Annotated in this window: 20 protein-coding genes; 1 reads left to right on the top strand and 19 read right to left on the bottom strand. The window is 55.0% G+C overall.

Going from position 1 to position 22,682, the window contains the following annotated elements:
* Positions 1-12: 12 nt before the first annotated feature.
* From DWZ56_RS12980 to yqeC, 14 genes are all read right to left on the bottom strand, one after another.
* Positions 13-993, bottom strand: a complete 981-nt coding sequence (locus DWZ56_RS12980; protein WP_243095251.1) for a C39 family peptidase — start codon at positions 991-993, stop codon at positions 13-15.
* Between the two features lie 152 nt (positions 994-1,145).
* Positions 1,146-2,540, bottom strand: coding sequence for an alanine/glycine:cation symporter family protein (locus DWZ56_RS12975; RefSeq protein ID WP_118557050.1), 1,395 nt, complete (start codon positions 2,538-2,540; stop codon positions 1,146-1,148).
* 488 nt (positions 2,541-3,028) lie between these two features.
* Positions 3,029-4,117, bottom strand: a complete 1,089-nt coding sequence (locus DWZ56_RS12970) for a sulfate/molybdate ABC transporter ATP-binding protein (protein ID WP_118557049.1) — start codon at positions 4,115-4,117, stop codon at positions 3,029-3,031.
* A 2-nt stretch (positions 4,118-4,119) separates the two neighbouring features.
* Complete coding sequence (gene modB, locus DWZ56_RS12965) at positions 4,120-4,803, bottom strand: molybdate ABC transporter permease subunit (RefSeq protein ID WP_118557048.1); 684 nt, start codon at positions 4,801-4,803, stop codon at positions 4,120-4,122.
* A 31-nt stretch (positions 4,804-4,834) separates the two neighbouring features.
* Positions 4,835-5,644 carry a molybdate ABC transporter substrate-binding protein gene (gene modA, locus DWZ56_RS12960; protein ID WP_330424875.1) on the bottom strand — a complete coding sequence of 270 codons (810 nt, stop codon included), beginning with the start codon at positions 5,642-5,644 and terminating at the stop codon, positions 4,835-4,837.
* A 26-nt stretch (positions 5,645-5,670) separates the two neighbouring features.
* Positions 5,671-6,624 (bottom strand): MOSC domain-containing protein, encoded by a 954-nt coding sequence (locus DWZ56_RS12955; RefSeq protein ID WP_118557047.1) that lies wholly within the window; start codon positions 6,622-6,624, stop codon positions 5,671-5,673.
* Positions 6,625-6,626: 2 nt separating this feature from the next.
* Positions 6,627-7,139: a cyclic pyranopterin monophosphate synthase MoaC gene (gene moaC / locus DWZ56_RS12950; RefSeq protein WP_118557046.1), complete on the bottom strand. Its 513-nt coding sequence runs from the start codon at positions 7,137-7,139 to the stop codon at positions 6,627-6,629.
* Between the two features lie 9 nt (positions 7,140-7,148).
* On the bottom strand, positions 7,149-8,186 hold the full coding sequence (locus DWZ56_RS12945) for a molybdopterin-binding protein (protein WP_118557045.1): 1,038 nt from the start codon (positions 8,184-8,186) through the stop codon (positions 7,149-7,151).
* Positions 8,183-9,268 carry an XdhC family protein gene (locus tag DWZ56_RS12940; RefSeq protein WP_158584571.1) on the bottom strand — a complete coding sequence of 362 codons (1,086 nt, stop codon included), beginning with the start codon at positions 9,266-9,268 and terminating at the stop codon, positions 8,183-8,185. The genes DWZ56_RS12945 and DWZ56_RS12940 overlap by 4 nt, the downstream gene beginning before the upstream one ends.
* Before the next feature lie 94 nt (positions 9,269-9,362).
* Positions 9,363-9,734, bottom strand: a complete 372-nt coding sequence (locus DWZ56_RS12935; protein WP_118557043.1) for a winged helix-turn-helix domain-containing protein — start codon at positions 9,732-9,734, stop codon at positions 9,363-9,365.
* A 34-nt stretch (positions 9,735-9,768) separates the two neighbouring features.
* A complete protein-coding gene (gene hydA, locus DWZ56_RS12930) occupies positions 9,769-11,139 on the bottom strand; it encodes a dihydropyrimidinase (protein ID WP_118557042.1) in 1,371 nt (456 codons plus the stop codon).
* Positions 11,140-11,160: 21 nt separating this feature from the next.
* The gene (gene xdh / locus DWZ56_RS12925) at positions 11,161-13,719 is read right to left on the bottom strand and encodes a selenium-dependent xanthine dehydrogenase (RefSeq protein WP_118557041.1); all 2,559 of its coding nucleotides are present in this window, start codon (positions 13,717-13,719) and stop codon (positions 11,161-11,163) included.
* On the bottom strand, positions 13,676-14,518 hold the full coding sequence (gene yqeB / locus DWZ56_RS12920; protein ID WP_243095248.1) for a selenium-dependent molybdenum cofactor biosynthesis protein YqeB: 843 nt from the start codon (positions 14,516-14,518) through the stop codon (positions 13,676-13,678). The genes xdh and yqeB overlap by 44 nt, the downstream gene beginning before the upstream one ends.
* 163 nt (positions 14,519-14,681) lie before the next feature.
* On the bottom strand, positions 14,682-15,482 hold the full coding sequence (gene yqeC / locus DWZ56_RS12915; RefSeq protein ID WP_158584570.1) for a selenium cofactor biosynthesis protein YqeC: 801 nt from the start codon (positions 15,480-15,482) through the stop codon (positions 14,682-14,684).
* Between the two features lie 175 nt (positions 15,483-15,657).
* On the opposite strand from yqeC, the gene DWZ56_RS12910 reads away from it, so the two are divergent.
* Positions 15,658-16,245: a nucleotidyltransferase family protein gene (locus tag DWZ56_RS12910; protein WP_118557039.1), complete on the top strand. Its 588-nt coding sequence runs from the start codon at positions 15,658-15,660 to the stop codon at positions 16,243-16,245.
* 6 nt (positions 16,246-16,251) lie between these two features.
* On the opposite strand, the gene DWZ56_RS12905 is transcribed toward DWZ56_RS12910, so the two are convergent.
* The 5 genes from DWZ56_RS12905 to ygfK all read right to left on the bottom strand — a co-directional run bounded on the left by DWZ56_RS12905 (position 16,252) and on the right by ygfK (position 22,674).
* Positions 16,252-16,488, bottom strand: a complete 237-nt coding sequence (locus DWZ56_RS12905; protein ID WP_118557038.1) for a DUF3343 domain-containing protein — start codon at positions 16,486-16,488, stop codon at positions 16,252-16,254.
* Positions 16,485-17,627, bottom strand: a complete 1,143-nt coding sequence (locus DWZ56_RS12900) for an aminotransferase class V-fold PLP-dependent enzyme (protein WP_118557037.1) — start codon at positions 17,625-17,627, stop codon at positions 16,485-16,487. The genes DWZ56_RS12905 and DWZ56_RS12900 overlap by 4 nt, the downstream gene beginning before the upstream one ends.
* A gap of 38 nt (positions 17,628-17,665) precedes the next feature.
* Positions 17,666-18,304 carry a sulfurtransferase-like selenium metabolism protein YedF gene (gene yedF / locus DWZ56_RS12895; protein ID WP_118557036.1) on the bottom strand — a complete coding sequence of 213 codons (639 nt, stop codon included), beginning with the start codon at positions 18,302-18,304 and terminating at the stop codon, positions 17,666-17,668.
* A gap of 81 nt (positions 18,305-18,385) precedes the next feature.
* The gene (gene selD / locus DWZ56_RS12890; RefSeq protein WP_118557035.1) at positions 18,386-19,435 is read right to left on the bottom strand and encodes a selenide, water dikinase SelD; all 1,050 of its coding nucleotides are present in this window, start codon (positions 19,433-19,435) and stop codon (positions 18,386-18,388) included.
* A gap of 239 nt (positions 19,436-19,674) precedes the next feature.
* On the bottom strand, positions 19,675-22,674 hold the full coding sequence (ygfK, locus tag DWZ56_RS12885; RefSeq protein ID WP_118557034.1) for a putative selenate reductase subunit YgfK: 3,000 nt from the start codon (positions 22,672-22,674) through the stop codon (positions 19,675-19,677).
* Positions 22,675-22,682 lie beyond the last annotated feature (8 nt).

Below are 22,682 nucleotides of genomic sequence, written 5' to 3'. Positions count from 1 at the left end.
CATGCGGCGTACTTACTGCCCGGCCGTATAGCTCCACAAATTTTTGATCTGATACTGAAGCGTATCAAAATCCCATGTTTTTTCACTGCGTTTTCTGCTGTTGGGATCATTGACGGTAATCCTGCCGTCCTCATAGCCGGTCAGCACGATGAAATGGCCGGTTGTGGTGAAATCTCCCTTTCTCATGCTGCAGATGATGGGATGGCCGGCTTTCAGGGTTTCGATTACGGTATTTTCGCTTAAGGGAAGTTCCTCCGCTACGAGTCCAAGACTCCGGGCGCCCTCAGTCATCAGATCCCAGCTCGTCCCGGCGTCCTCGATGTACCCGCGCTTTTCAGCCAGCTGCGCCACCCGGTCCGGAGTGACGGACACATCCTCCAATACGCCCACCGCTACCATGGATAAACAGACCGGACCGCATCCGTCCAGTCCGATGATGCCGTCGCCGTACTCACCGTAGCCCCATCGCTGGTCCCACTGCAGCAGCAGCGGTATTTTACCCTTTTTATATTCCTCCGTCAGGTCGATGTTCGCTGACACGGTACCTTTCTTGGCCGGATAGCCCAGTACGAAATCCAGCGTATCCTCATCCTTCACCAAAAGCCTGAGAAGCGTCTCAGGATACTGATCCAGATTATAAAGGATCTTGTCCACCATGGGATTTACATCCTTCATCTCTTCCAGGCCCGCAATCAGTTCTTCATCATAACGGCTGCGGGCCTGGCCGGCAGCCGCAGCCTGCCCGCTCTCCTTAGGGAGAAAGGTGAGCGGCGAGGTTTCCTCATAAGGCACTGTCTCTTCCCGCTCCTGCCGGCGCTGCTCAATCAGTGTGACCGCCGTTTTCGCCGCAAATGTGGCCAGTATCACGATCAGCCCCGCCGTAATTGTTCCCTTGATCAGGCTGCGCAGCTTCTTTCTGCGGCGCAGCTTTCTCCTGCGGTTCACTATCTTTTCTTTTTGTTTCCTAAGCCTTTCTCTTTCCTGCTCTGTCATAAGGACCTCCGATGCTTTTCCCTTATTTTATCCATTTACGCTTCTCATATACCGGCAGATAAATGCGCTGCCGTTCAGATACCAGTGAATTTACGTAATGTTATACTAACATGTCAGAGCAGAAAGAGTATTAACCCTTTCTCATCAGAAGCTTAAGATTTTCTTATGTATGGCCCGGCCAGCTGCACCGCCTGACCGCTTAGCAGCACGATCGCGATCAGGTTGGGAATCGCCATCAGCCCGTTAAAGGTGTCCGAGATCTCCCAGACCATGGTAAGGTTCGCCATACAGCCCACCACGATCATAACAATAAATACCCATTGGTAAGGCTTCACCGCCTTCTTTCCAAAAAGATAGGATATGGCCTGCACGCCGTAATAAGACCATCCAAGCAGTGTCGAAAAAGCAAACAGCGTCAGGGCCAGTGCCACAAATTTCCCTCCTGCCGCTCCGAACACGCTGGAAAATGCATTGGCGGTCAGTGACGCGCCCAGCGGCAGCCCTTCAAAAGCCTCTGTGCCCAGCGCTCCCGCATAGATGCCCACATCGTATACGCCGGAGGTTAAAATGACCAGGGCGGTGATCGTGCACATCACGATCGTATCCGCGAACACCTCAAATATCCCCCACATTCCCTGCACCGCCGGCTCCTTAACGTCGGACGCAGAATGGGCCAGCACTGAGCTTCCAAGTCCCGCCTCATTGGTAAAAACGCCTCTGGAAATACCTTTTTTCATAGCGGTCATGATGCCGTAGCCCGCGGCGCCGCCGATTCCCGCCTTCCACTGAAAAGCCTCTCTGAAGATAGAAGCCACGGCCGCCGGCAGCCGTCCCGCGTTGAACCAAACGACAAGAACTGCCCCCAGCATATAAACGATGGCCATAAACGGCACCACCTTTTCCGTCACTCCGGCGATCCTCTTCATCCCTCCCATCACCACTAAAGAGATGATTCCGGCCATGACCACCCCCGTAATAAAAGGAGGCACCTGAAAGTTGGAAGCCATGGCATCCGCAATGGAATTGGCCTGGGACATATTCCCGATCCCAAAGGAGGCCAGCACGCACAGAGCCGCGTACACCATAGCCATCCCCTTCGCATGCAGCCCTTTTTCCATATAGACCATAGCGCCGCCCACCCAGTTTCCATCCGCATCCGTATACCGGTAGCGGATTCCCAGCGTGTTCTCCGCAAAGCTGGTCATCATGCCCAGAAGCGCCGAAACCCACATCCAGAACACAGCCCCCGGGCCGCCGGCCGCGATCGCCGTGGCAACCCCCGCGATATTGCCGGTACCAAGAGTGGCCGCCAGCGCGGTGCAGACCGACTGGAACTGTGATATCGACTTGCTGTCACCGGTTTTTCTCACATCTTTTCTGCGAAAGCAGGCCAATATGGTCTGATTCATCCACATCCTAATCCCCGTAATCTGAAAGAACCCGCACCGCACGCTGAACATAAAGCCAATGCTCAAAAACACCGCCAGCATAGGCAGTCCCCACACAAACCCATTTATCTTCGCGTTAACATCCATAATTCCGTCCATATATGTCCCCTAAACCCGAACACCGCTTTAGACTAAACTATGGATCAATCAAAAAAAATATGTCGCCTTACACCAAAATCGTTACAGTTTCACACCCTCCAGCCACATCCCCACATAGCAGTAACGTCCAATACTATATATGCTATAAAATAACCCCCAGCGATAAGTTAAAGTTAATTCCCCCGCACACAAAGTCATGGGTAACATTCTTAATTCAAAGATTCAGTCATCTTCTGGGTGCAGCCGGGGGCGCTGTCTGATTGGGTCTGCCGGTTTTGCATCTGCAGGTGTTTAGAGTATCTTAGGCTTTCTGATTTTATGCAAAGGCAAAATGAACCTTGTTTGAGCGAAGCGAGTTTGGTTCATTTTACCTTGTCCTGCATAAAAGCAGAAAGTCTTAGATACTCTTAACACCGAAGCCTGCAAAACCGGCAGACCCAATCAGACAGCGCCCCCGGCTGCACCCAGAAGATGACTGAATCCTCCTTCTATTGGCCCCGCAGGAGGAGCAGGCATTCCGGAGGTATGCGCAGATATTGCGGCATCTGCCCAGCCAGGTCATGATGCCGTATATCCTTCTCAAATTTCCACCACAAAGGCTTTTTCTCCCCCTCGCCCGAACCGGCATTTTTAAACACCACCACCCATTCAAAGGGGGATTCGGTGAGTGTTAGCACCCTCACCGGCATCACATTCTCCGCAGCGCCCTTATTCTGATCCGGCCCGGAGGCCGGCAGAAAATCATGGGCGCGCACTCCCACAAAGCTTAGATCGTCCGGCACCGGTTCGCATGTCACAAGTTCGATGCCCCAGTCCAAAGCGGCAAGACGATAGCGGGACAGTTTGCCGGCTCTGGACAGATTCTTGCAGCCGGTGAGTCTGGCGGAAAGATAGTGTGCGGGGTTCTGAAACAGCTGTCCGGTCCCCCCTTTTTCCACCAGCCTGCCCCTGTCGAGTATCATCAGATTTTTGGTCAGACGGTACACTTCGTCACGGTCATGTGTGACGAGGACCACAGGGCCCCGGTAACCGGACAAAAGCTCCAACAGCTCCAGCTGCAGTTCCTCCTTCAAATATCCGTCCAGTGCGGAAAAGGGTTCATCCAGCAGGATCGCATCCGGTTCGTAAGCCAGGATTCTTGCGAGGGCTGCCCGCTGCTGCTGTCCGCCGGAAAGCGCGTCAGGATAGCGGGCCGCCAGCTCGTTAAGATGAAACCGTTCGAGCATCTCTCCCACCCTTTCTTCCCGAAACGCCTTCGGGCCGGTCAGGCCGGCCGCCACATTTTCTGCCACGGTCATGTTGGGAAACAGCGCATAGTTCTGAAACAGATATCCGACTTTCCGTTTCTGAGGCTTTAAGCAGATTTTCTTTTCCGAATCAAACAGGATTCTCCCACCCAGCACGATGCGGCCTGCATCCGGCATCTCAATGCCCGCAATCATCTTGAGCATCATGCTCTTGCCGCATCCTGACGCGCCCAAAACGCCGAGACACCCGTCCCTTCCTTCCAGCCCATCCTGAAAAGAGATCTCCATTGTAAATTCTTTCAGCTTTTTTGTGAGTTCCACTTCCAGCATGATTATTTACCGCACCCTTTTCCTTTCGTTTTCTTCCGCCCGGACACGGCATTCATAAACACCACCACCGCAAAGGAGATCACAACGATGACCAGCACATACCGGTGCGCGCTGTCCATATCTCCCGCTGCCACGGCGGAATAGACCGCCAAAGGCAGTGTTCTCGTTTTTCCCGCGATATTGCCGGCCACCATAGCGGTAGCTCCGAATTCTCCCATGCCCCTGGCAAAAGCCAGCACTCCGCCGCTGACCACGCCGGGCAGGGCGTTGGGCAGGAGCACCTTCCAGAAAATCGTCCACTCCGACATACCTAACGTCCTGGCCACAAATATCAGATTGGGTTCCACCTGCTCGAAAGCGCCCCTGGCAGAACGGTACATTAAAGGAAAGGAAATCACCACCGCGGCAATTACGGCCGCCCCCCAGGAAAAGGCGATCTTTACCCCGAACTGCTCAATAAAAAAGCGGCCGACAGGGCGTTTAACCCCCAGCAGATAGAGCAGAAAAAAGCCCGCTACAGTCGGCGGCAGCACCAGGGGCATAGTGAGAATCCCGTCCCATATGGCGCGGGAGCGGCCATTCTTCATCCTCACCACAGCCCATGCGGCGAATACTCCCAGAAAGAATGTGATACATATGGCGGCAAATGCCGTCTTCATGGATACCCAGATTGGTGACCAGTCCATCCTCCGCTCCTTTACACTTTCGTTCTTTTACTTATTGCGCAGCATTATATACAGGTGAAAAGCCGTATTTTTCAAACACCGCAGCGGCTTTTGGTGTCTGCAGGAACTCTTTGAACAGATCGGCAGCCTCCCGGTGTTCTGTCGCCTTCAGCACGCTTAGCGGATAGATCACCTTTTTTTCCAGGCTTCCTTCCGGCGCCTCTGCAATGACTTTTACCGAGCCAGTCGTCGCCGCATCCGTCGCGTAAACAATGCCGGCATCGGCGCTGCCTTCCGCCACCCAGTTCAGCACTTCAGTCACATTGGTGCCAAGACTCGCCTTTTTAAGAGCCTGCTCCCACAGACCGAGGCTGGTCAGAGCCTCTTTCGCATACTGTCCCGCAGGTACACTCTCAGGATCTCCAAGGGAGAGCGTATCCGCCTTCACGATATCCTCAAATGACTTAAGTTCCAATTTTGAATCTGCGCCTGTGATCAGCACGATCTTATTCTCCAGCAGCGGCACCACATCCGCCCCTTCGATATATCCTTCCTCCACCAGCGCATTCATCTGTTTTTCCGCCGCAGACATAAACAGATCCGCTTTCAGCCCCTCTTCAATCTGGGTCTGCAGCTTGCCGGAGCTGTCATAGGTGCCTTCCACCGTGATCCAGGGATACTGTTCTTCAAACATTGGAATCAGTTCATCCTCAAACGAATACTGCAAGCTGGCGGCAGCCGCTGCCAGTATGGTGACATCCTGCTTTCCGGCTTCTTTTTTCTGGCAGGATACGAGGATAACTATACAGATCAAAATCAGCGCTGCAGCAACGGTCACTTTTCTGTTTTTCTTCATTTTCATACCTTTTCCTCACATGCTATAGGCTTTCATTGGACCGGCCTGATTTGTGCGGCGCATTCGGCCGCCGTTCCCTTTAATACGCGGATGCCGTGTTCCAGGGTATCCAATATGCAGTCCAGGCTCTCGTTCACAGCTTTCGGACTGCCCGGCAGATTGACGATCAGCGTGCTTCCCCTGATCACGGATACTCCGCGGCTTAACATAGCTCTCTTTGTCAGCTGCATGGAATAGGAGCGTATCGCCTCCGAGATTCCCGGGGCATTTCTCTCCGCCACAGCCAAAGTCGCCTCCGGCGTAACATCGCGTTTTGAAAAGCCGGTGCCTCCGGTGGTTAAAATCAGATCCAGCTGTCTGCCGTCCGACAGGCGGATTAACTCCGTCTCTATGCGCTTCTGTTCATCGGCAAGCAAAAGCTCCTCTTCCACCCGATACCCTGCCCCGGTCAGCCGTTTCGATACGGCAGGGCCGCTCTCATCCGTCCGTTCCCCCAAAGCCCCTTTATCGCTCAAGGTGATGACGGCGGCGCGCAGGGGACGGTTTTCTTCAGGGTCCGTCATCCTAAATTCCATGCCCGGGCGGATCACGCCGGCGGATACTACCCTTGCAAATACGCCCTCCCGGGGCATGATGCAGTCTCCCATGCGGTGATAAATCTGGCAGTGCGCATGGCATTCCTTGCCGATCTGCGTCATCTCCAGGACCACGTCTCCGCATATAAACCTGGTTCCCACCGGAAGGCTTCGAAAGTCAAAGCCGGACACTACAAGATTTTCCCCGAAATCCCCATATGCAACGTCCGCTCCGCTTTCCTTAAACTGCTGTATCTTCTCCCAGGACAGCAGACTGACCTGACGGTGCCAGTTTCCCGCGTGTGCATCGCCCTCAATGCCGTAATCCTGCAGGAACACAGCAGAATCCACAGGCCGCTTTACGGTGCCCCGCTTTTCACTGACACACACAGCTTTCACTTCTGTTTCCATTCTCACACCCCGCTTTCTTCCTGTCCGTCAGCCCCTTTTTCACCGCAGCGAAGGTAGGCGCCGCTCTTGCCTCCGGACTTTTTCTCAAGGCAGATCCCTGCAATCTCCATGCCCTTATCGATCGCTTTGCACATGTCATATACGGTGAGCAGCGCGACGGATACGCCGGTCAGAGCCTCCATCTCCACCCCGGTACGGCCTGCGGTGCGAACGGTGCAGACCGCCTCAATCTCCAGGCTGTCCGGGTGCATCACCCACTCCACCCCGGCTTTCGTCAGATTCAGGACATGGCACAGCGGAATCAGTTCCGGCGTCTTTTTCGTCCCCATGATGCCCGCCACCTGCGCGACCGTCAGGACGTCGCCTTTCTTCGCCGTACGGTTTTTCACCGCTTCATAACATTCCCGGCTCATCCGTATCCGCCCGCTGGCCACAGCTTCCCGTTCGGTAATCTCTTTGCCGCCCACATCCACTATCACCGCATTTCCGTTTCGGTCCATATGTGTGAATTCCATAATTCCTCCCTATGCTTTGCCGAATCCGCAGTTCGGCCAGGTACATACCGGGCAGGACAGGCAAAGCCCGCCTTCTCCCAAAGCCGCCAGTTCCATTGCTGTCACAGGATCGTCCGCCATAATTCTGGGCAGAACCAGATCAAATATTGTCCTCTTTGCATACATCACGCAGCCCGGAAGGCCCAGTACCGGAATGCCGCCTTCATAATACGCCAGCAGGAACATGGCGCCCGGCAGAACCGGCGCTCCGTAGGAAACGATTTGAGCCCCTGTATTCTTAATGGCCAGTGGCGTCCGATCGTCCGGATCCACGCTCATCCCGCCCGTACAGATCACCAGGTCGGCGCCTTCCTCCCGGATCATATGCAGTATGGCGGCCGTTATCCTCTCATGGTCGTCTCCAAGGATTTCATGTGCGATGACCCTGGCCGGATATTCCGACAGTTTCTCCTCTATGACCGGCGTAAAAGTATCTTCGATTCTGCCGTAAAACACCTCATTGCCTGTCGTAAGAATTCCCACCCGCTTATTCTTAAAGGGCATCAGCTGCAATATGGGTTCTCCGCCGCACAGGCTTTCTGCACGGAGCATCTTCTCCTCCTCAATGACCAGCGGAATAATCCTGGTTCCGGCCAGCTTATCCCCCTTTTTCACCGGCAAATTGCCATGGCGCACCGCGATCATCATCTGTCCCAGAGAATTAATCTGATAAAGAAGCTTCCGGTTTACCTTTAAAAGGCCGTCCTCCCCTGCGAGGATCTCGATCTTCCCCTCTTTCACGCCGCTTCTTACAAAGCATGCGTTCTCCCTGTCTCCGATGCACATGCGGCATAGGATTTCCGCGGCTTCATCTTCGTGGAGCATCCCCTCCTGCTTTTCCCATACATAGATATGATCCTTGCCGATGCTAAGAAGCACGGGAATGTCCTCCGGACGAACAATATGCCCTTTACGGAATACCGCATCCTTTGTCACCCCTCGTATGATCTGCGTCATATCATGGCATAATACCTGCCCCACAGCATCCTCTGTTCTGATTAATTTCATCGTTGATCTCCTCCACTCTCACCCGCCAAAGGCTTTTGAACCAGACTATCCGCGTTGTCCCTGCGCACCATAATCAGTTCCGCAGCGATGCTCACCGCTATTTCCTCCGGTGTTTCCGCACGGATCGCAAGTCCCACCGGTGTTTTGATCCTGTCCAGATCGGCGTCCGTAAACCCCTCTTTTTTAAGTGCCTCCCGGACGGCCGCCTTCTTTTTCCTGCTGCCCATGACACCGATATAGGCGGCGTTCGTCCTTAGCAAATGCGCCTGGACCCTCGTATCGTACTGATGCCCCCTGGTCATGATCACCGCATAATCGCCGTCCATCACCTGCACCGTATCCGAAAGCTTTTCAAAATCCACCTTTAATACCTGCGCCTCTGCCGGAAAATAAGCCGGATCCGCAAAGCTCTCCCTGTCATCCGTCACCACACAGGCAAATCCAAGATGCGTAAGAAGCGGCACCAGTTCCCGGGCCACATGCCCCGCGCCGAATATATAGACCCTGCTGCCGTCGCACAGACGTTCCACATATACGCTCTGATCCTCCCCGGTAAATCCCAGAAAACGGCGGTCCAGACAGCGCGCCCGTTCGCATTCGCCGATATCCGGCAGCAGTTCTGCCAGCAGTTCCTTAAGCTTCTGCTCCTCACAAATCGTCAGCCATCTTATGCCTTTTAAGCTATTGCGGACGGTAATCATCCAGCAGCGGCAATTCGCATTTAGACAGTCAAGAGCCGATAAAGCGGCCTCTTTCGCCTCGCGGTCTTCAGGATCTATGAACTGAAAGCAGACATTTACATCCCCGCCGCATACCATGCCTATATCCGCCGTTTTGTTCGGAGCCAGACAGAAAGGTCTGATCCCGGAACATTTCTGCTCAAGGCAGTTGACCGCAAATTTTTCCGCCTCATATTCCACCGCGCCTCCGCCGATGGTGCCGCAGATCCTGCCGCCGCTTCCCACCAGCATGCGCGCCCCCGCCCCTCTGGGCACCGATCCGGATGATGCGGTCACACTGACCATCACAGTGCTTAGTCCCTGTCTTTGATGTTCAAGCAGGGCACATAACAGTTCCTTCATTTTGTTCTCCTTTTCGGGTAGCATCCCGCTATTTCATCAGTCTGACCCGCATGATAGCATCGAATTATTTTCGCAAACAACTCGATGAGTAAAATCAACCCTTTTCACGGTTCTCACTGTTAAAAGAGAAATATTTCTCAAAGGCTCCGGCAGCGCTTTCCTGTACCTCCCGTTCATAAGCCTCAAAACGGGCCAGCAGATCCTTCCCCTGCTCTGTGACCTGTGTGCTTCCTCCGCCCGGTCCGCCCTGTTTTCTTAGAACAACCGCAAAGCCCAGTTCCTGCTCCATCCTCTTTAAGATCTTCCAGCCCTTGCTGTATGACATGCCCATCTGCTGGCATGCCATACGCACAGAGCCGGTCTCTTCAATGCCGTGGAGGATCTGAACAGTCCCTTTTCCGAAAAAAGGTTCCTGTCCTGCAAGCCTCACCCGTATATAGGGTCTGATCCCGCTTTTCTCTTCCATCGCCGCACTCCTTTTAAAAGCTCTCCGTTTAATATCACAGCCGCCCCGGCCCACGCTTCACATATTCTCCCAGAAGCTTTCTTAAAACCTGTCCGTTTTGTGCAGCAAGTTCTCCTCTTAGATAGACCTGGAAGGGCCGGCCGGCAACCTCTGTCCCCTCAAAAGGCGCGTAGTCGGTGCGGTAATGCTGCTGTTTCACCGAAATTGTCCCGCGGTATTCCGGGTCCCAGACCACGAGATCCGCATCGCTGCCCGGCTGTATGCAGCCCTTGCGGGGATACATTCCATAGAGCCTGGCCTGGTTCTCTGAGAGCAGACGGCACATTTGCGGAAGTGAGATGCGCTTTTTCATCACTCCATATGTGTAGAGCAGAGCAGCCCGGTCTTCCACTCCGGGCATGCCGTTAGGAATCCTGGTAAAATCCGCCCTTCCCGCAGCCTTCTGAGCCAGCGTGAAGCTGCAGTGATCCGTGCACACGGTCTGGATCTCATTGTTTTGCAGCGCCTTCCAAAGACATTCCTGATCCTCCCTTTTGCGAAGCGGAGGAGAGATTACATATTTCGCTCCTTCAAAGCCCTGCTGTGAATAAAGGCTGTCATCCATCAACAGGTACTGGGGACAGGTCTCCACATATACGGTCTGCCCCCGTTTTCTGGCCGCCGCAATCTGTTCATATCCGGACTTTGTGCTTAAATGCACCACCATGACCGGTGCGCCGGCCAGCCCCGCAGTCACCGCAAGGCGCTGTATGGCCTCTTCTTCTACGGAGGCGGGCCGGGAGAGAGGATGGGCCATGGGGCCCAGACGGCCGGCTGCCTTCTGCTCCTTCACAAGCTCCTTAATCAGCAGCCCGTTCTCACAGTGCACGCCCACCAGCGCACCCAGACGACCGGCCTCTTTGAGCACTTCATACAGTTCGCCGTCATTTACGGCCATATTGTCATAGGTCATGTAGAGTTTAAATGAGGTCACACCGGTCTGAAACAGCTCTTCCATCTCCTTTGCGGTCCGTTCATTCCAGTCCGATATGGCCATATGGAAACCGTAATCGCAGGAAGCTTTACCGTCAGCCTTTCGGTGCCAGTTTTCAAGCGCCTGATGCAGCGATTCCCCTCTGTTCTGGGTCGCAAAATCAATGACAGCAGTGGTTCCGCCCGCGATGGCCGCCTCTGTTCCGCTGGTGAAATCATCGGCGGTCACCGTATCTGAGACCTCCAGATCGAAATGCGTATGGGCATCTATGAATCCGGGAAAAACCAGCTTTCCCTCCACATCCGTGCACAGCGCGCCTTCGCATGACAGGCCGGTCCCTACGGCGGCGATCCGCCCGTCCTCTATCAGCAGATCGGCCTTTGTGTAGTCTTTTCCTGATACTAAAGTTCCGTTTTTAAGAAGCCGCTTCACCTTTCATTCCTCCATTTCCCGTTAAGACTTCCGGTAAAAGGTGTCCGGAAGGGGCAGGACGGTGCGCATCCTCCCATCCAGCCTGTAATATGCATCCGCACAGGCAGGAGCTGTCGGCACGGAACAGATTTCCCCGATTCCCTTTGCTCCGTACGCTTCCGCAGCCACATTGCCGGAATTTACAAAGATCACCTTGATCTCGGGCACGTCCGTGGCGCGCATCAGGCCCAGTTTTCCATATTTTAATGTAGGATATCCGCCCGCCATAGGAAAATCCTCCGTCAGGCCATATCCAAGCCCCATCACCACACCGCCTTCAATCTGGCCTTCTGCAGCCTTCGGATTGATCACGGTACCGGCATCATGAGCGGCCACCACTTCTTTCAGGCTCCCATCCTCGTTGAGCACCACCACTTGGGTGGCATAGCCGTAGGCCACATGACTCACGGGGTTTTGCTTGGGGCTTCCCATCGGATCGGTTTTGCCATAATACTCTCCGCAGAAGCGCCGGCCTTCCAGCGCCTTAAGGTTTCCCGCCTCGTCAATCGCTTTTTTCAGCTTAACGGCGGCAAGTCTCGCCGCTTCGCCCGTAAACAGAGTCTGCCTGGATGCGGTGCTGGTCCCCGCGTCCGGCGTTTTGGCGGTATTGGCCCGCTCATGAAGCATGAGTTCGGCAGGCAGACCGGTGGCCTCGCAGACGATGTGAACCATAACCGTGCCCACACCCTGCCCCATACATGCGGCCGAAGTCAGGATATGCACCCGGCCGTCCTCCACAAGCAGGTCGCACCGGCCGATATCCGGCAGCCCCACACCGATTCCGCTGTTTTTCATGCAGCAGGCGATGCCGGCGTACGGATTGGCTTCAAACACCTCTTTCACCGCTTCCAGCGTTTCTCTTAACGCACAGTCCGGCGTGACGATCTGGCCGTTTGGCAGCACCTGCCCCGGCCGCACGGCGTTGCGGTAGCGGATCTCCCATTCCGATATGCCCACCTCCCTGGCCAGCAGATCCAGGTTGCATTCCGTGGCAAAACAGCTCTGGGTCACTCCGAACCCGCGGTAGGCGCCGGCAGGAATATTATTGGTATACACTCCGTACCCTGTGATATCCACATTTTGATAGTTATAAGGGCCGGCGGCATGGGTGCAGGCTCTCTGCAGAACCGGCCCACCCAGAGAAGCATAGGCGCCGGTATCGGAATAAAGCACCGCCTTCATGCCGGTCAGATATCCGTTCTCATCGCAGGCGGTGGTAAATTCCATCTCCATGGCATGGCGCTTTACATGCACCCGCAGGCTCTCTTCTCTGGTAAACTTCACTTTAACCGGACAGTTCAGCACCCATGCCATCAGGGCCGCATGGTGCTGCACGCTCATATCCTCCTTGCCGCCGAAGCCGCCGCCCACCAGCTTGGTTTCACTGATCACCTTATCCTCCGGAATCTTCAGGATATGGGCGATCTCTTTCTGTTCATCATAAACCGACTGCGAAGCGGTATAGAGATGCAGCCCTTCCCCTTCCGGAAAGGCGATGGCGCATTCCGGCTCCATAAATGCATGATCCGTAAACGGCACATGATATGTAGTCTTTACCACATGGGCGGAGGCAGCGATGGCCGCATCGGCGTCACCGCGCTTTAGGACTTCTTTGGTCAGCAGGTTTCCGCCCTCATGGATCTTGGGGGCATCCTCCTTTAAGGCATCCCTGGGATTGGTCAAAGGTGTAAGCTCCGTATAATCCACCTCAATCAGGGACAGCACCTCATCGAGGCTTTCCTTATGCCTGCAGGCCACAAGGGCAAGCGCGTCACCGATATAGCGGGTCTCATGCCCTTCCGGTATCAGCACATCCCAGTCCTTTTTCAGATGGCCGTGCTTGTTGCAGGGTACATCCTCTGCGGTCAGGACGGTGATGCAGTCCTCATGGGAAAGGGCGCGTGATATGTCGATTTTATTGACGAGCGCTCTTGGGTACCGGCTTCTTAAGGCCTTGGCATATACCATGCCAGGCAGGACAATATCATCCACGAATTCCCCGGTTCCCAGCACTTTCTCCTTCGCATCCACGCGCTGGAAATGCTGGCTGACATGCAGCCCTTCCACGCTGTTATCCGGCACAGGCTTTTCCTCCCGGAAATACTCCGCCGCCATCAGGATCGCATCCTCTATCTTTTTATATCCGGTGCACCGGCAGATATTGCCCCGTATCGCTTTCTTCACCTGCGCGCGGTCCGGCGTAAGCGTTTCATCCAAAAGGGCTTTGGCGCTGATCACCATCCCCGGTATACAGTAGCCGCACTGTACGGCACCCGCCTCCGCAAAACAGTGGGCATAGACCTCCCTTTCTCTGCTGCTAAGCCCCTCCACCGTGAGGATGGATTTCCCGTCCATCCTGGAGATCTTCTGCACGCAGGCTTTGACCTTTTTCCCGTCCACAAGAACCGTGCAGGTGCCGCATGCGCCTTCACTGCAGCCCTCCTTCACCGAGGTGAGCCTAAGCTCATCCCTAAGATAATCGATCAGCCGGCCGTCCTCATCGCTCTGGCACAGCATCCCGTTTACAGTGAATTGAAACATACCCCTTCTCCTTTCCGCCGTACAGAACGGCCTCCAGCACACCGCCGCCTATGGCGCGCGCTTTATCCGATATTGAAAAGCAATGGGATACCTGGCATCTGCCGTCGATATCGCCGCATTTCATGCCCGCTTCCACTTCCAGCCCTTCTTTCAGCATCCCCCGCACCACGCCGGACATCTGCGCAGGGATCAGCACGCCTCCGCATTCCGCCACAATCTGCCCTTTCTCCACCCGGTCTCCGATGGATGCGCGGGGCAGAAAAGTGCCAGCGGCCAACGCACGGATCAGGCGTTCCTTTCCAAAACCTCCGATCTCCCCCGGCACGCCGGTATTGGGGAGAGCGCATCCCTCTTCGATCACCTTGCCCAGCGTATGGCCCCTCATCGTTTCCACCGCCAGATCGCAGTCCTGCCCCGCACAAAATCCGGGGCCGACACCGATGACAAGCGGCGCGTCCGTTCGCTTTGTGCCTGTATTTTTCTTGGCTATCACAGCATCCACCAGCACATCCGGTCTAAACTCCGCCTTGCAGGCAGCGGGCGGATCCACCAATACGGGGATCTTCCCGTCGTCGATGACCCTCCATGCCTCCCGCACATCCTGTACCAGCCGGGCCGTCACACCTTCCACCTCAGCGCGGCCCTCATATACCGCGCTGGAAAACGCCACAGTCCGCCGCACCGTGGTGGGGCGTTCTATCTCTGTCATCAGTACCGCACATCCGCACCGGTGCAGCCGCCAGGCAATGCCGGTGGCCAGGTCCCCCGCGCCTTTAATCAGTATTTTTATTGCAGTCATTGCCTGTAACCTCCCTTATATTTATACGCATCCAACTGCGTGCGCAGGTCATCAGCCTGCGGCTGGTGACAGTATTAGCGGAAGCACACTGACGTGTGCGCAGGTCATCAGCCTGCGGCTGGTGACAGTATTAGCGGAAGCACACTGACGTGTGCGCAGGTCATCAGCCTTCGGCTGGTGACAGTGAGGATGCTGCGATATGGCGGCAGCCCATGCTTTCCAGATTTTTCGCAACTTCCCCGGCCAGGCATAGCTGTTCGGGTCCGTCCGCTTTGTTTAAGAGCACATAAAACTCCTGACCCGTCCCCACATCCTTTCGCTGGCCTTTTTCACTCATCAGCAGCCTGGCTGCCTCCTCCGGCGTCAGCAAATGCTCAGGCGAAACTCCCAAAAGCCGGCAGACCAGTTCCGGTCTGTGACAGACCTCACGGACAGGCCGGTACAGGCAGTCCAACCCCATCACCGCAGCCACATCAGTGGTGCCCGGAAACAGAACCGGTTCATGTTCCGCCGGAGCTTTGGCCGGCATATGTCTGGCTCCGTCCGCTTCCGCTAGCACCACGTCCGCATGCATTGCCGCCTCTTCCAGAAAGGAAGACGGCAGGCCCTCTATTTTAGGCTCAAAAGCAGAGGCCGGTAAAGCCGCACGCTGCCCGATCACCACGTACGGCTCGACGGCAAGCGCCTCTCTCACCTCGCAGAGCCTGGGGGAAAGCAGGACACAGCCGTCTCTGGGCAGATACATCTTAGTGGTGGGCGCGATCAGCACCTTCCGTTTCTCCGCCCCCGGTCGTGAAAGCACCGCCAGGTCTGATAATTCCTCCGCCATCTTAAAAATCGCCGAGGTTTTTCCGCCGCCTCCTACAAAGGAGAATCTCCTGGGACCGCATCTGTCAGGCTGATAACATTCGCTTAATGTGGCAGCAGCCTTCCAGCCGCCGCAGTTATATCGAAAGAATTGCATATCCGCCTCCCGCAGGTTGACATGAAGAGCTTTATTATTTAAACTGTTACTGTTCATAGCCGATAAAGCAGCGCATGACGCAGAAGATTTACGGCATCTGTGAAGAGTAACTATACACTGCCGATAAATATCCCCGCTCCGTAGGGGCTTGTTACATAATAGGAAGGAGGTTCTTATGTCCCACTATACATCCCTGTCCATACTGCTTCTGGCCGCCGGCAGCAGCACCCGCTTTCAGGCCAATAAACTGCTCACCCCCGTAAATGGGATTCCCATGTACCGCCATACCTTAAGCTGGGCGCAAACCCTTGAGCCGGACCGGCTGGCTGTGGTTTCTCAATATGAGGAAATTTTAAAGGAAGCAGAAGCGGCTGGCGCGGCGGCAGTCTATAACGGGCACAGCGACCTGGGTATCTCACACTCCATTCACCTGGCGCTTAACGCGCTGGAGGGATTCGCTTCGGATGCCTTCCTTTTCACCGTATGTGATCAGCCCTGGCTGACCGCCGAAAGCGTACGCGCTCTGCTGGATGCTTTCCGGAAATCCGATAAGGGCATGGCCTGCCTCTGCCATAACGGCGTGCCCGGCAACCCTGTGGTGTTTGACTCCCGCTACAAAAAGGAGCTTGTTTCCCTGACCGGGGATACAGGCGGAAAACGCATCCTGAAAGCCCATCCCGAAGATGTGCTTTGGGTCGAAACACCTCATAACATGGAGTTAAAGGATATCGACTATCCGGAAGACCTGCCCTGCGACCTGTAGGCACGATTATATTTTTATCTCGTAAATATGTTCATACTGTACGCCAAATTCCCCAAGGAACTCCTCCAGATATTCCCGTTCAGAGACCTCCGCACACCAGGCTATGCCGCAGCCGGCGGAGATTTGTCTGGGGACGGGGATCAGCCTTCCTGCTGCCCCATTCTCCCCGCATTTTTTCTCCATGGCGATGGCTTGGGTGGTGGAGGGAAAGGTGATGACCAGTTTCAGTTTTCTTTCTCTCACACCAGATCCTCCCCCAGTTTCTTTACCGCGCAGACCGCCCGATCCACCTCTTCTTCCGTGTTGAAATGGGAGAAGCTGAAACGCACGGTTCCCTGCGACTCTGTGCCCAGGGCCTGATGCATGGGATATGCGCAGTGCATGCCGCTGCGGCATGCGATTTCAGCCTCCTCCCAGAGCATGGTGCTCACAGCGCCGGAATCGCAGTCGCCGACCGTAAAACTGACCACCGCGCACCGGTCCCAGGACGTGAAATCCCCGTAGACTCTGACGCCCGGTATCCCGGCGATCCCCTCGTAAAACCTCTGCGCCAGGGACAGTTCTCTTCGTCTTAGATTTTCTGTTCCCTGTTCCTGAATCCACCGAAGTGCCGCATGCAGCCCGGCAATGCCATGACCGTTTAACGTGCCTGCCTCCAGCACCTCCGGCATCACCGGAGGCTGTTCTTTCTGCTCGCTGGCAAACCCGCTGCCGCCCACCTTCACGGGTTTAAGGGAAAGCCATTCTGCCAGACATATCCCCCCTGTGCCCTGGGGACCCATCAGGCTTTTATGGCCGGTAAAGCACAGCGCGCCGATATTGCAGGCACTCATGTCTATCGGCACAATCCCCGCTGTCTGTGACGCGTCCAGGACAAATATTACGTCATGTCTGCGGCAGATTTCCCCCAGCCTCTCAATATCCAGCAGATTGCCGGTCACGTTGGAAGCATGCGTGCAGATCAGCGCTTTCGTGCCGGCGCGCATACATCCTTCAAGCTCCTGATAGGAGATCCGGCCGTCCCTGTCCGCCGGTATTACAGTCAGCTCCACCCCTTCTTTTTCCTTACGGTATAGGGGGCGCAGCACGGAGTTGTGGTCCAGCGCCGTGGTGATTACGTGATCGTTCGGCTCAAGCAGGCTGCCGATCACCAGATTCAGGCTTTCCGTCGCCCCTGAAGTAAACGAAACGCGTTCCGGTCCGGGAGCGCAAAACAGCTCTGCCAGCAGCTGCCTCGTTTCATAGATCATCCTCGCGGACGCCATGGATGCGGGATGTGTGCTGCGCGAAGCGTTGCCAAAAGTGAGCAGGGCGTCACGCACCGCATCCGCCACCTGGGGCGGACGGTGAAAACTTGTAGCCGCCTGATCAAAATATATCATGATATCCCTCCGCCTTTTTACAAACTGTCATATGCATGTTATGGGCGGATAATCATGTCCGCGGCCGCCTGCTTTTCCACTATGGTATACATATTGGTGATCTCGCCTACTATGAGCTTATCCTTCAGCCGATAGTAATCCAGGCAGGTTCCGCAGGAGAGGATTTCCACCCCCTGTGCTTTAAGCTCCTTCAGATCTTCTATGGAAGCGGAGCCTTCCGTCGTCAGCTTCACACCCCCGTTATAAAAGATGATGCAGGCCGGCGGTTCATCCAGCTGCGCCAGGGCGTAAAGGAATCCTTTCATCAGGATTTTGCCAAGTTCCTCGGAACCGTCCCCCATGAAAGAGGAACTGATCACAACCACCGTATTCTTCTTCCGCGGCTTTACCGGTTCTTCCTTCTTTGCTTCCGGCAGGAGGCACTGTGTTTCCTCTGCAGAAGGTTCGGGAGATATTTCCTTTTCCACATGAAATTCCACATAAAATCCGCCGTCTTCTTTCCCGCGCTCTGCATAAATCTGCATCTGGCCGGCCATCTTAAGAAGGTTTTGGACTGCGATTTCGTTATCCACCAGTACTTTAAGTATATCGGAAGGATGAAGTTCTTTCAGAGCCTTCTTCGCCTTTACCAAAGGGATCGGACACTGATCCCCTCTTGCATCCACTGTTTGATTCATAAATATTTCCCCCTTCCTGTCACCAACCGCAGGTTGATGACCTGCGCACACTTGGGTGTGCTTCCGCTTTCATATTACCTGTTAAGCAAACACGTGAATCCGGCCCGCGGTACATCCTTTCTTCTGATCTGACGGCTCTGTGACTTCACCGATGATACCGGCGGGCATGCCCAGTTCTTTTAATTTCCCGCTAAGCATCTGGGCATCTTCTTTATCCACCGCAAACAGGAGTCCTCCCGATGTCTGCGGATCAAACATCAGCTCTTCCATGGCAAAGCTCACACCGTCTTCAAAAAACACTTTGTCCCCGACAAAATTCCGGTTTCTCTGAGCCGCTGCCGTGATCAGGAATTCTTCCGCATAGGATGCTGCTTCCGGAAGCACCGGCAGGGCAGACGCATTGATCTTCGCGCCGTATGTTCCACCCAGCATCTCATTTAAATGGCACAGGAGTCCGAATCCGGTCACATCGGTACATCCGTGGATCCTGCAGCCATGAGCCGCCTGGGCCGCGTATCGGTTCAAAGCGGTCATGGAACAAACCGCCGCATCCACCGCCTTCTTCGACGCCTCTTTTACCCGGGAAGCCGCGGTGATGATCCCCACGCCGAGGGGTTTGGTAAGAATCAGCCGGTCTCCCGGTCTTGCCCCGTTATTTTTCCATATTTTGTCCGGATGCACCGTGCCGGTGACCGACAGCCCATATTTCACATCCGCATCCGCAATGGAATGACCGCCGGCCAGCACTCCTCCGGCCTCCTGTACCTTTTCTGCGCCTCCCTGCAGGATCCTGCCAAGAATATTCAGATCCATCTGCTCCGGAAAGCACACGATGTTTAAGGCGGACTTCACCTCGCCTCCCATGGCATAGATGTCGCTTAACGCGTTGGCCGCCGCGATCTGACCGAAAATATACGGATCCTCCACCATAGGCGGAAAGAAGTCCAGGGTCTGCACGATGGCCAGCTCATCGGTCAGCCTGTAGACAGCCGCATCGTCCGCGCTGTCATAGCCGACGAGCAGGTGATCATCCTGGCTCCGCGGGATTTTTTTCAGTACATGGTCTAAGATGCCGGGCCCCAGCTTGGCTGTACAGCCGCCGGTACGGCAGAATTGGATTTCACCTGACATGGATGTTTACCTGCCTTTAATTTTATTCAATACCCGTTTTCCAAAAAGCCGGAACGGATCTGCAATTGTGCGGGCACAACGCAGATTCGCTTCCGGCTTTTTCGCACCGCCTGCTTTCGATACGGTATGGGGATGCGCATGATTTCCTGGGGAAACGGTCTGCTTCGCAGACGGAAATCAGCGTGGTATAATGTCTGACGACATTATACCACATCCCCACCCCGATTACCATCGTAAAACTATTCGCTCAATAAATACGGATAGTCTTCACATACCGCGCACATAATGGCCTGCAGGCCGGCCGGAATCTTGGGGCTCTTTCCTCCGGCTTCCGTATCCGTGATCTCTGACAGATATCTGACACGGAAACGCTTTTCTTTTCTGTCCAGTATCATAAATCCCTCATTGGTGCTGTCTTTTAAGTCCGCCTCATTGGCAAACAGCGTGAACTTATCCTTGTAAGGGGCGCTGTCATACGGACAAAAGCTCATGCAGTTCCCGCATTCGTTGCACATGGCATCCACATGGATGATCTGCGCTTTTTCCATGCCGGGGACCTGAACGGACAGGTTCGCACGGTTCGGGCATACGTCCGCACAGTTTTCGCAGACGCCTCCGCAGTCCAGACATCTTACGTTATCCGGCTGACCGCAGACAGCGCTTTTAAGCACTCCTTTTTTTGCATATATGGCTTCCTTATCCACCGGTTCTCCGGTAAAATCGTTGGCAGCCGGCCGGCCCAGGATGGCGGACGCGCACTTCATGGCATCCCGGATTGCTTCCACGACGGTTGCGGGCCCGTTCAGGCCGTCCCCGGCGGCATAAACATTCTTAACACTGGTTTCCAATGTGTCCTGATTGGTCAGGACTCTGCCCCGTTCATCTAACGCTATGTCATTTGCAAGGTAGAATTCGGCATCCACCCGCTCTCCGGTGGCGGCGATTACGGTATCCACCGGCAGCTGTACCTGTTCACCCGTGTCTATGGGCCTTCTGCGGCCAGACGCATCGGCATCGCCCAACTTCATCACACTGCATATGAGCATGCCGTCCTGATGCGATACCGGAGATAAGAGTTCTGCAAATTCCACCCCATCCTCCAGAGCCAGCAAAAGTTCTTCTTCATCCGCAGGCATATACTGCCTGGTCCTGCGGTACACCAGGGATACGCTTTCCACTCCGACGGTTCTCGCCGCCGCCCGCGCAGCATCCATGGCCGTGTTGCCTCCGCCGATCACCGCCACGCGGCGGCCGATATCCGTATGGCCTTCCGTTTTCTTATATTCTTCCAGGAAGGAAAGGGCGTTGATAGCGGTTCCTTCTTCCAGATCACATAGGCCCGGCGCACCGGCTCCCACCGCCAGCACGATATGTTCATATCCCGCATTCTTTAGCTCTTTTACAGAAGGTGCCTCCGTATGCAGCCGGATATTAACTCCCAGTGCCTCCAGCAAAGATGCATCCCGGTTGATCGCCGCATCGGGAATTCGAAATTCCGGGATCACACGGCGCACAACACCTCCCAGGCTGCCGGACTTTTCAAACAGTGTCACCTCCATGCCCGCTCTGGCCAGGAAACAGGCAGCGGCCATGCCCGCAGGACCTCCTCCTACTACGGCCGCCTTCTCCGTATAGAGCACAGGAGGCTTTTCTACTGTTTTGATGAAAGCGTCATAGCCTTTTTTTGCACAGATCAGCTTCATGGACCGGATGTCCACCGGCTCTTCATAGGCGTTGCGCGTACACCTGCTCATGCAGTTATGGGCACAGATCGTGCCCGTAATAAACGGCAGCGGATTTTTCTCCGTAATCACCTGCAGAGCCTCCAGATAGCGCTCCTCTCTGGCCAGCTTCATATAAGCTGTAATATCCTGATGAATCGGGCATCCCTCCTTGCAGGGGGAAACAAAGCAGTCCAGCAGAGGCACTTTCTTTTTCATCTTCCTTGACGGCAGAGGCTTGACGGACTTCGTGTGATGCGCGTCGGTCTTGGCCGACTTTGCAAGCTCTGCCACAAGCTCCGCATTCACCGCGGTAAACGGGACATATTCTCTTCCAGCCAGCTCGTCGGCGATCTGAACCATCCTGCCGTATCCGCCGGGCTTAAGGACCGTGGTGGCAATGGTGACGGGCCAGATGCCCGCATCATAGATCCGGCCGATATTGAAATAATCCGCCCCGCCGGAGTAGGAAATCCGGAGCTTCCCATCAAATTCCGCCGCAAGCTTTGCGGCCAGCGATATGGATAGCGGATACAGGGACCTGCCCGACATGTACATCTCCTGTCCCGGCAGTTCCCCATGCCGGATATCCACGGGGAAGGTATTGGTGATCTTCACTCCAAAGGACAGTCCCAGCCCATCCGCCAGCGCCATCAGACGCGTCAGCATCAAAACCGCGTCCTCATACTGCAGATCGTCCCTGAAATGGAAATCGCCGAATTCCACATAGCCGTATCCCATCGCATCCAGCGTCTCTCTCGCATATTCATATCCCAGCAGCGTGGGGTTGCATTTGATAAAAGTATGAAAGCCCTTCTCTTTTAACAGGTAGCCGGCGATTTTCTCGATCTCCTGTGACGGACATCCGTGCAGAGTGGACAGTGTCACCGAATTGCAGATACAGGAAGGCAGATTCTCCGCCTCTTCTCTGCTCATATGGGTGAGCCGGTCCGCATGGTCCAGAATCCACTGTCTGCATTCCCGGTAGATGTCCGTCTGGGAAGCGTCCCGCATCCCGTTTAGGAAACGGTCAATCTTAGGGGACTTAATGCCTTCCAGATCATAACCCACGCTCATGTTAAACAGAAAACCGTCCGGGCTTCCAAGCCCGTATTCCCTGGAAATGATCTGTATGGCAAACCAGGCTTTTACATATTCTTCAAATGCCTGCGGCACAGTAAGCTCGGTGGACCACTCCACATTGTAGCACTCATCCTCCGCCCGGATGCAGGGCTTAGACACAGGCAGGTCTTCCCCGTCGAGAATCTGTACGGTCTTCAGTTCAAAGAAACGGCTGCCTGCGTAATAGGCTGCCACAATGTTCTGCGCAAGCTGTGTATGCGGGCCTGCCGCAGGGCCAAAGGGCGTCTCAATCCTGCCCCCGAACAGATTAAGGCTCTTATTCTGATCCGCTGTATAGGCTTTATGTACGCCAAATACGCTGTTTTGATTTTCCTTCTCCGTCAGGATCCAATCCATAAGCTGCGGGAAGGGAATCGGTGTCATTCGGTCACTCATTGCCTCTC

The organism is Lachnotalea sp. AF33-28, assembly GCF_003477885.1.
In the GTDB taxonomy this organism is placed as follows: domain Bacteria; phylum Bacillota; class Clostridia; order Lachnospirales; family Lachnospiraceae; genus AF33-28.
The sequence above is the reverse complement of the archived record's forward strand: the minus strand, read 5'-3'. Positions and strand labels throughout refer to the sequence as shown.

Coding starts and splice junctions, on each gene's coding strand:
- DWZ56_RS12980 (WP_243095251.1), bottom strand. CDS start 993: ATGACAGAGCAGGAAAGAGAAAGGCTTAGGAAACAAAAAGAAAAGATA.
- DWZ56_RS12975 (WP_118557050.1), bottom strand. CDS start 2,540: ATGGACGGAATTATGGATGTTAACGCGAAGATAAATGGGTTTGTGTGG.
- DWZ56_RS12970 (WP_118557049.1), bottom strand. CDS start 4,117: ATGCTGGAAGTGGAACTCACAAAAAAGCTGAAAGAATTTACAATGGAG.
- modB (WP_118557048.1), bottom strand. CDS start 4,803: ATGGACTGGTCACCAATCTGGGTATCCATGAAGACGGCATTTGCCGCC.
- modA (WP_330424875.1), bottom strand. CDS start 5,644: ATGAAAATGAAGAAAAACAGAAAAGTGACCGTTGCTGCAGCGCTGATT.
- DWZ56_RS12955 (WP_118557047.1), bottom strand. CDS start 6,624: ATGGAAACAGAAGTGAAAGCTGTGTGTGTCAGTGAAAAGCGGGGCACC.
- moaC (WP_118557046.1), bottom strand. CDS start 7,139: ATGGAATTCACACATATGGACCGAAACGGAAATGCGGTGATAGTGGAT.
- DWZ56_RS12945 (WP_118557045.1), bottom strand. CDS start 8,186: ATGAAATTAATCAGAACAGAGGATGCTGTGGGGCAGGTATTATGCCAT.
- DWZ56_RS12940 (WP_158584571.1), bottom strand. CDS start 9,268: ATGAAGGAACTGTTATGTGCCCTGCTTGAACATCAAAGACAGGGACTA.
- DWZ56_RS12935 (WP_118557043.1), bottom strand. CDS start 9,734: ATGGAAGAGAAAAGCGGGATCAGACCCTATATACGGGTGAGGCTTGCA.
- xdh (WP_118557041.1), bottom strand. CDS start 13,719: ATGTTTCAATTCACTGTAAACGGGATGCTGTGCCAGAGCGATGAGGAC.
- yqeB (WP_243095248.1), bottom strand. CDS start 14,518: ATGACTGCAATAAAAATACTGATTAAAGGCGCGGGGGACCTGGCCACC.
- yqeC (WP_158584570.1), bottom strand. CDS start 15,482: ATGCAATTCTTTCGATATAACTGCGGCGGCTGGAAGGCTGCTGCCACA.
- DWZ56_RS12910 (WP_118557039.1), top strand. CDS start 15,658: ATGTCCCACTATACATCCCTGTCCATACTGCTTCTGGCCGCCGGCAGC.
- DWZ56_RS12900 (WP_118557037.1), bottom strand. CDS start 17,627: ATGATATATTTTGATCAGGCGGCTACAAGTTTTCACCGTCCGCCCCAG.
- yedF (WP_118557036.1), bottom strand. CDS start 18,304: ATGAATCAAACAGTGGATGCAAGAGGGGATCAGTGTCCGATCCCTTTG.
- selD (WP_118557035.1), bottom strand. CDS start 19,435: ATGTCAGGTGAAATCCAATTCTGCCGTACCGGCGGCTGTACAGCCAAG.
- ygfK (WP_118557034.1), bottom strand. CDS start 22,674: ATGAGTGACCGAATGACACCGATTCCCTTCCCGCAGCTTATGGATTGG.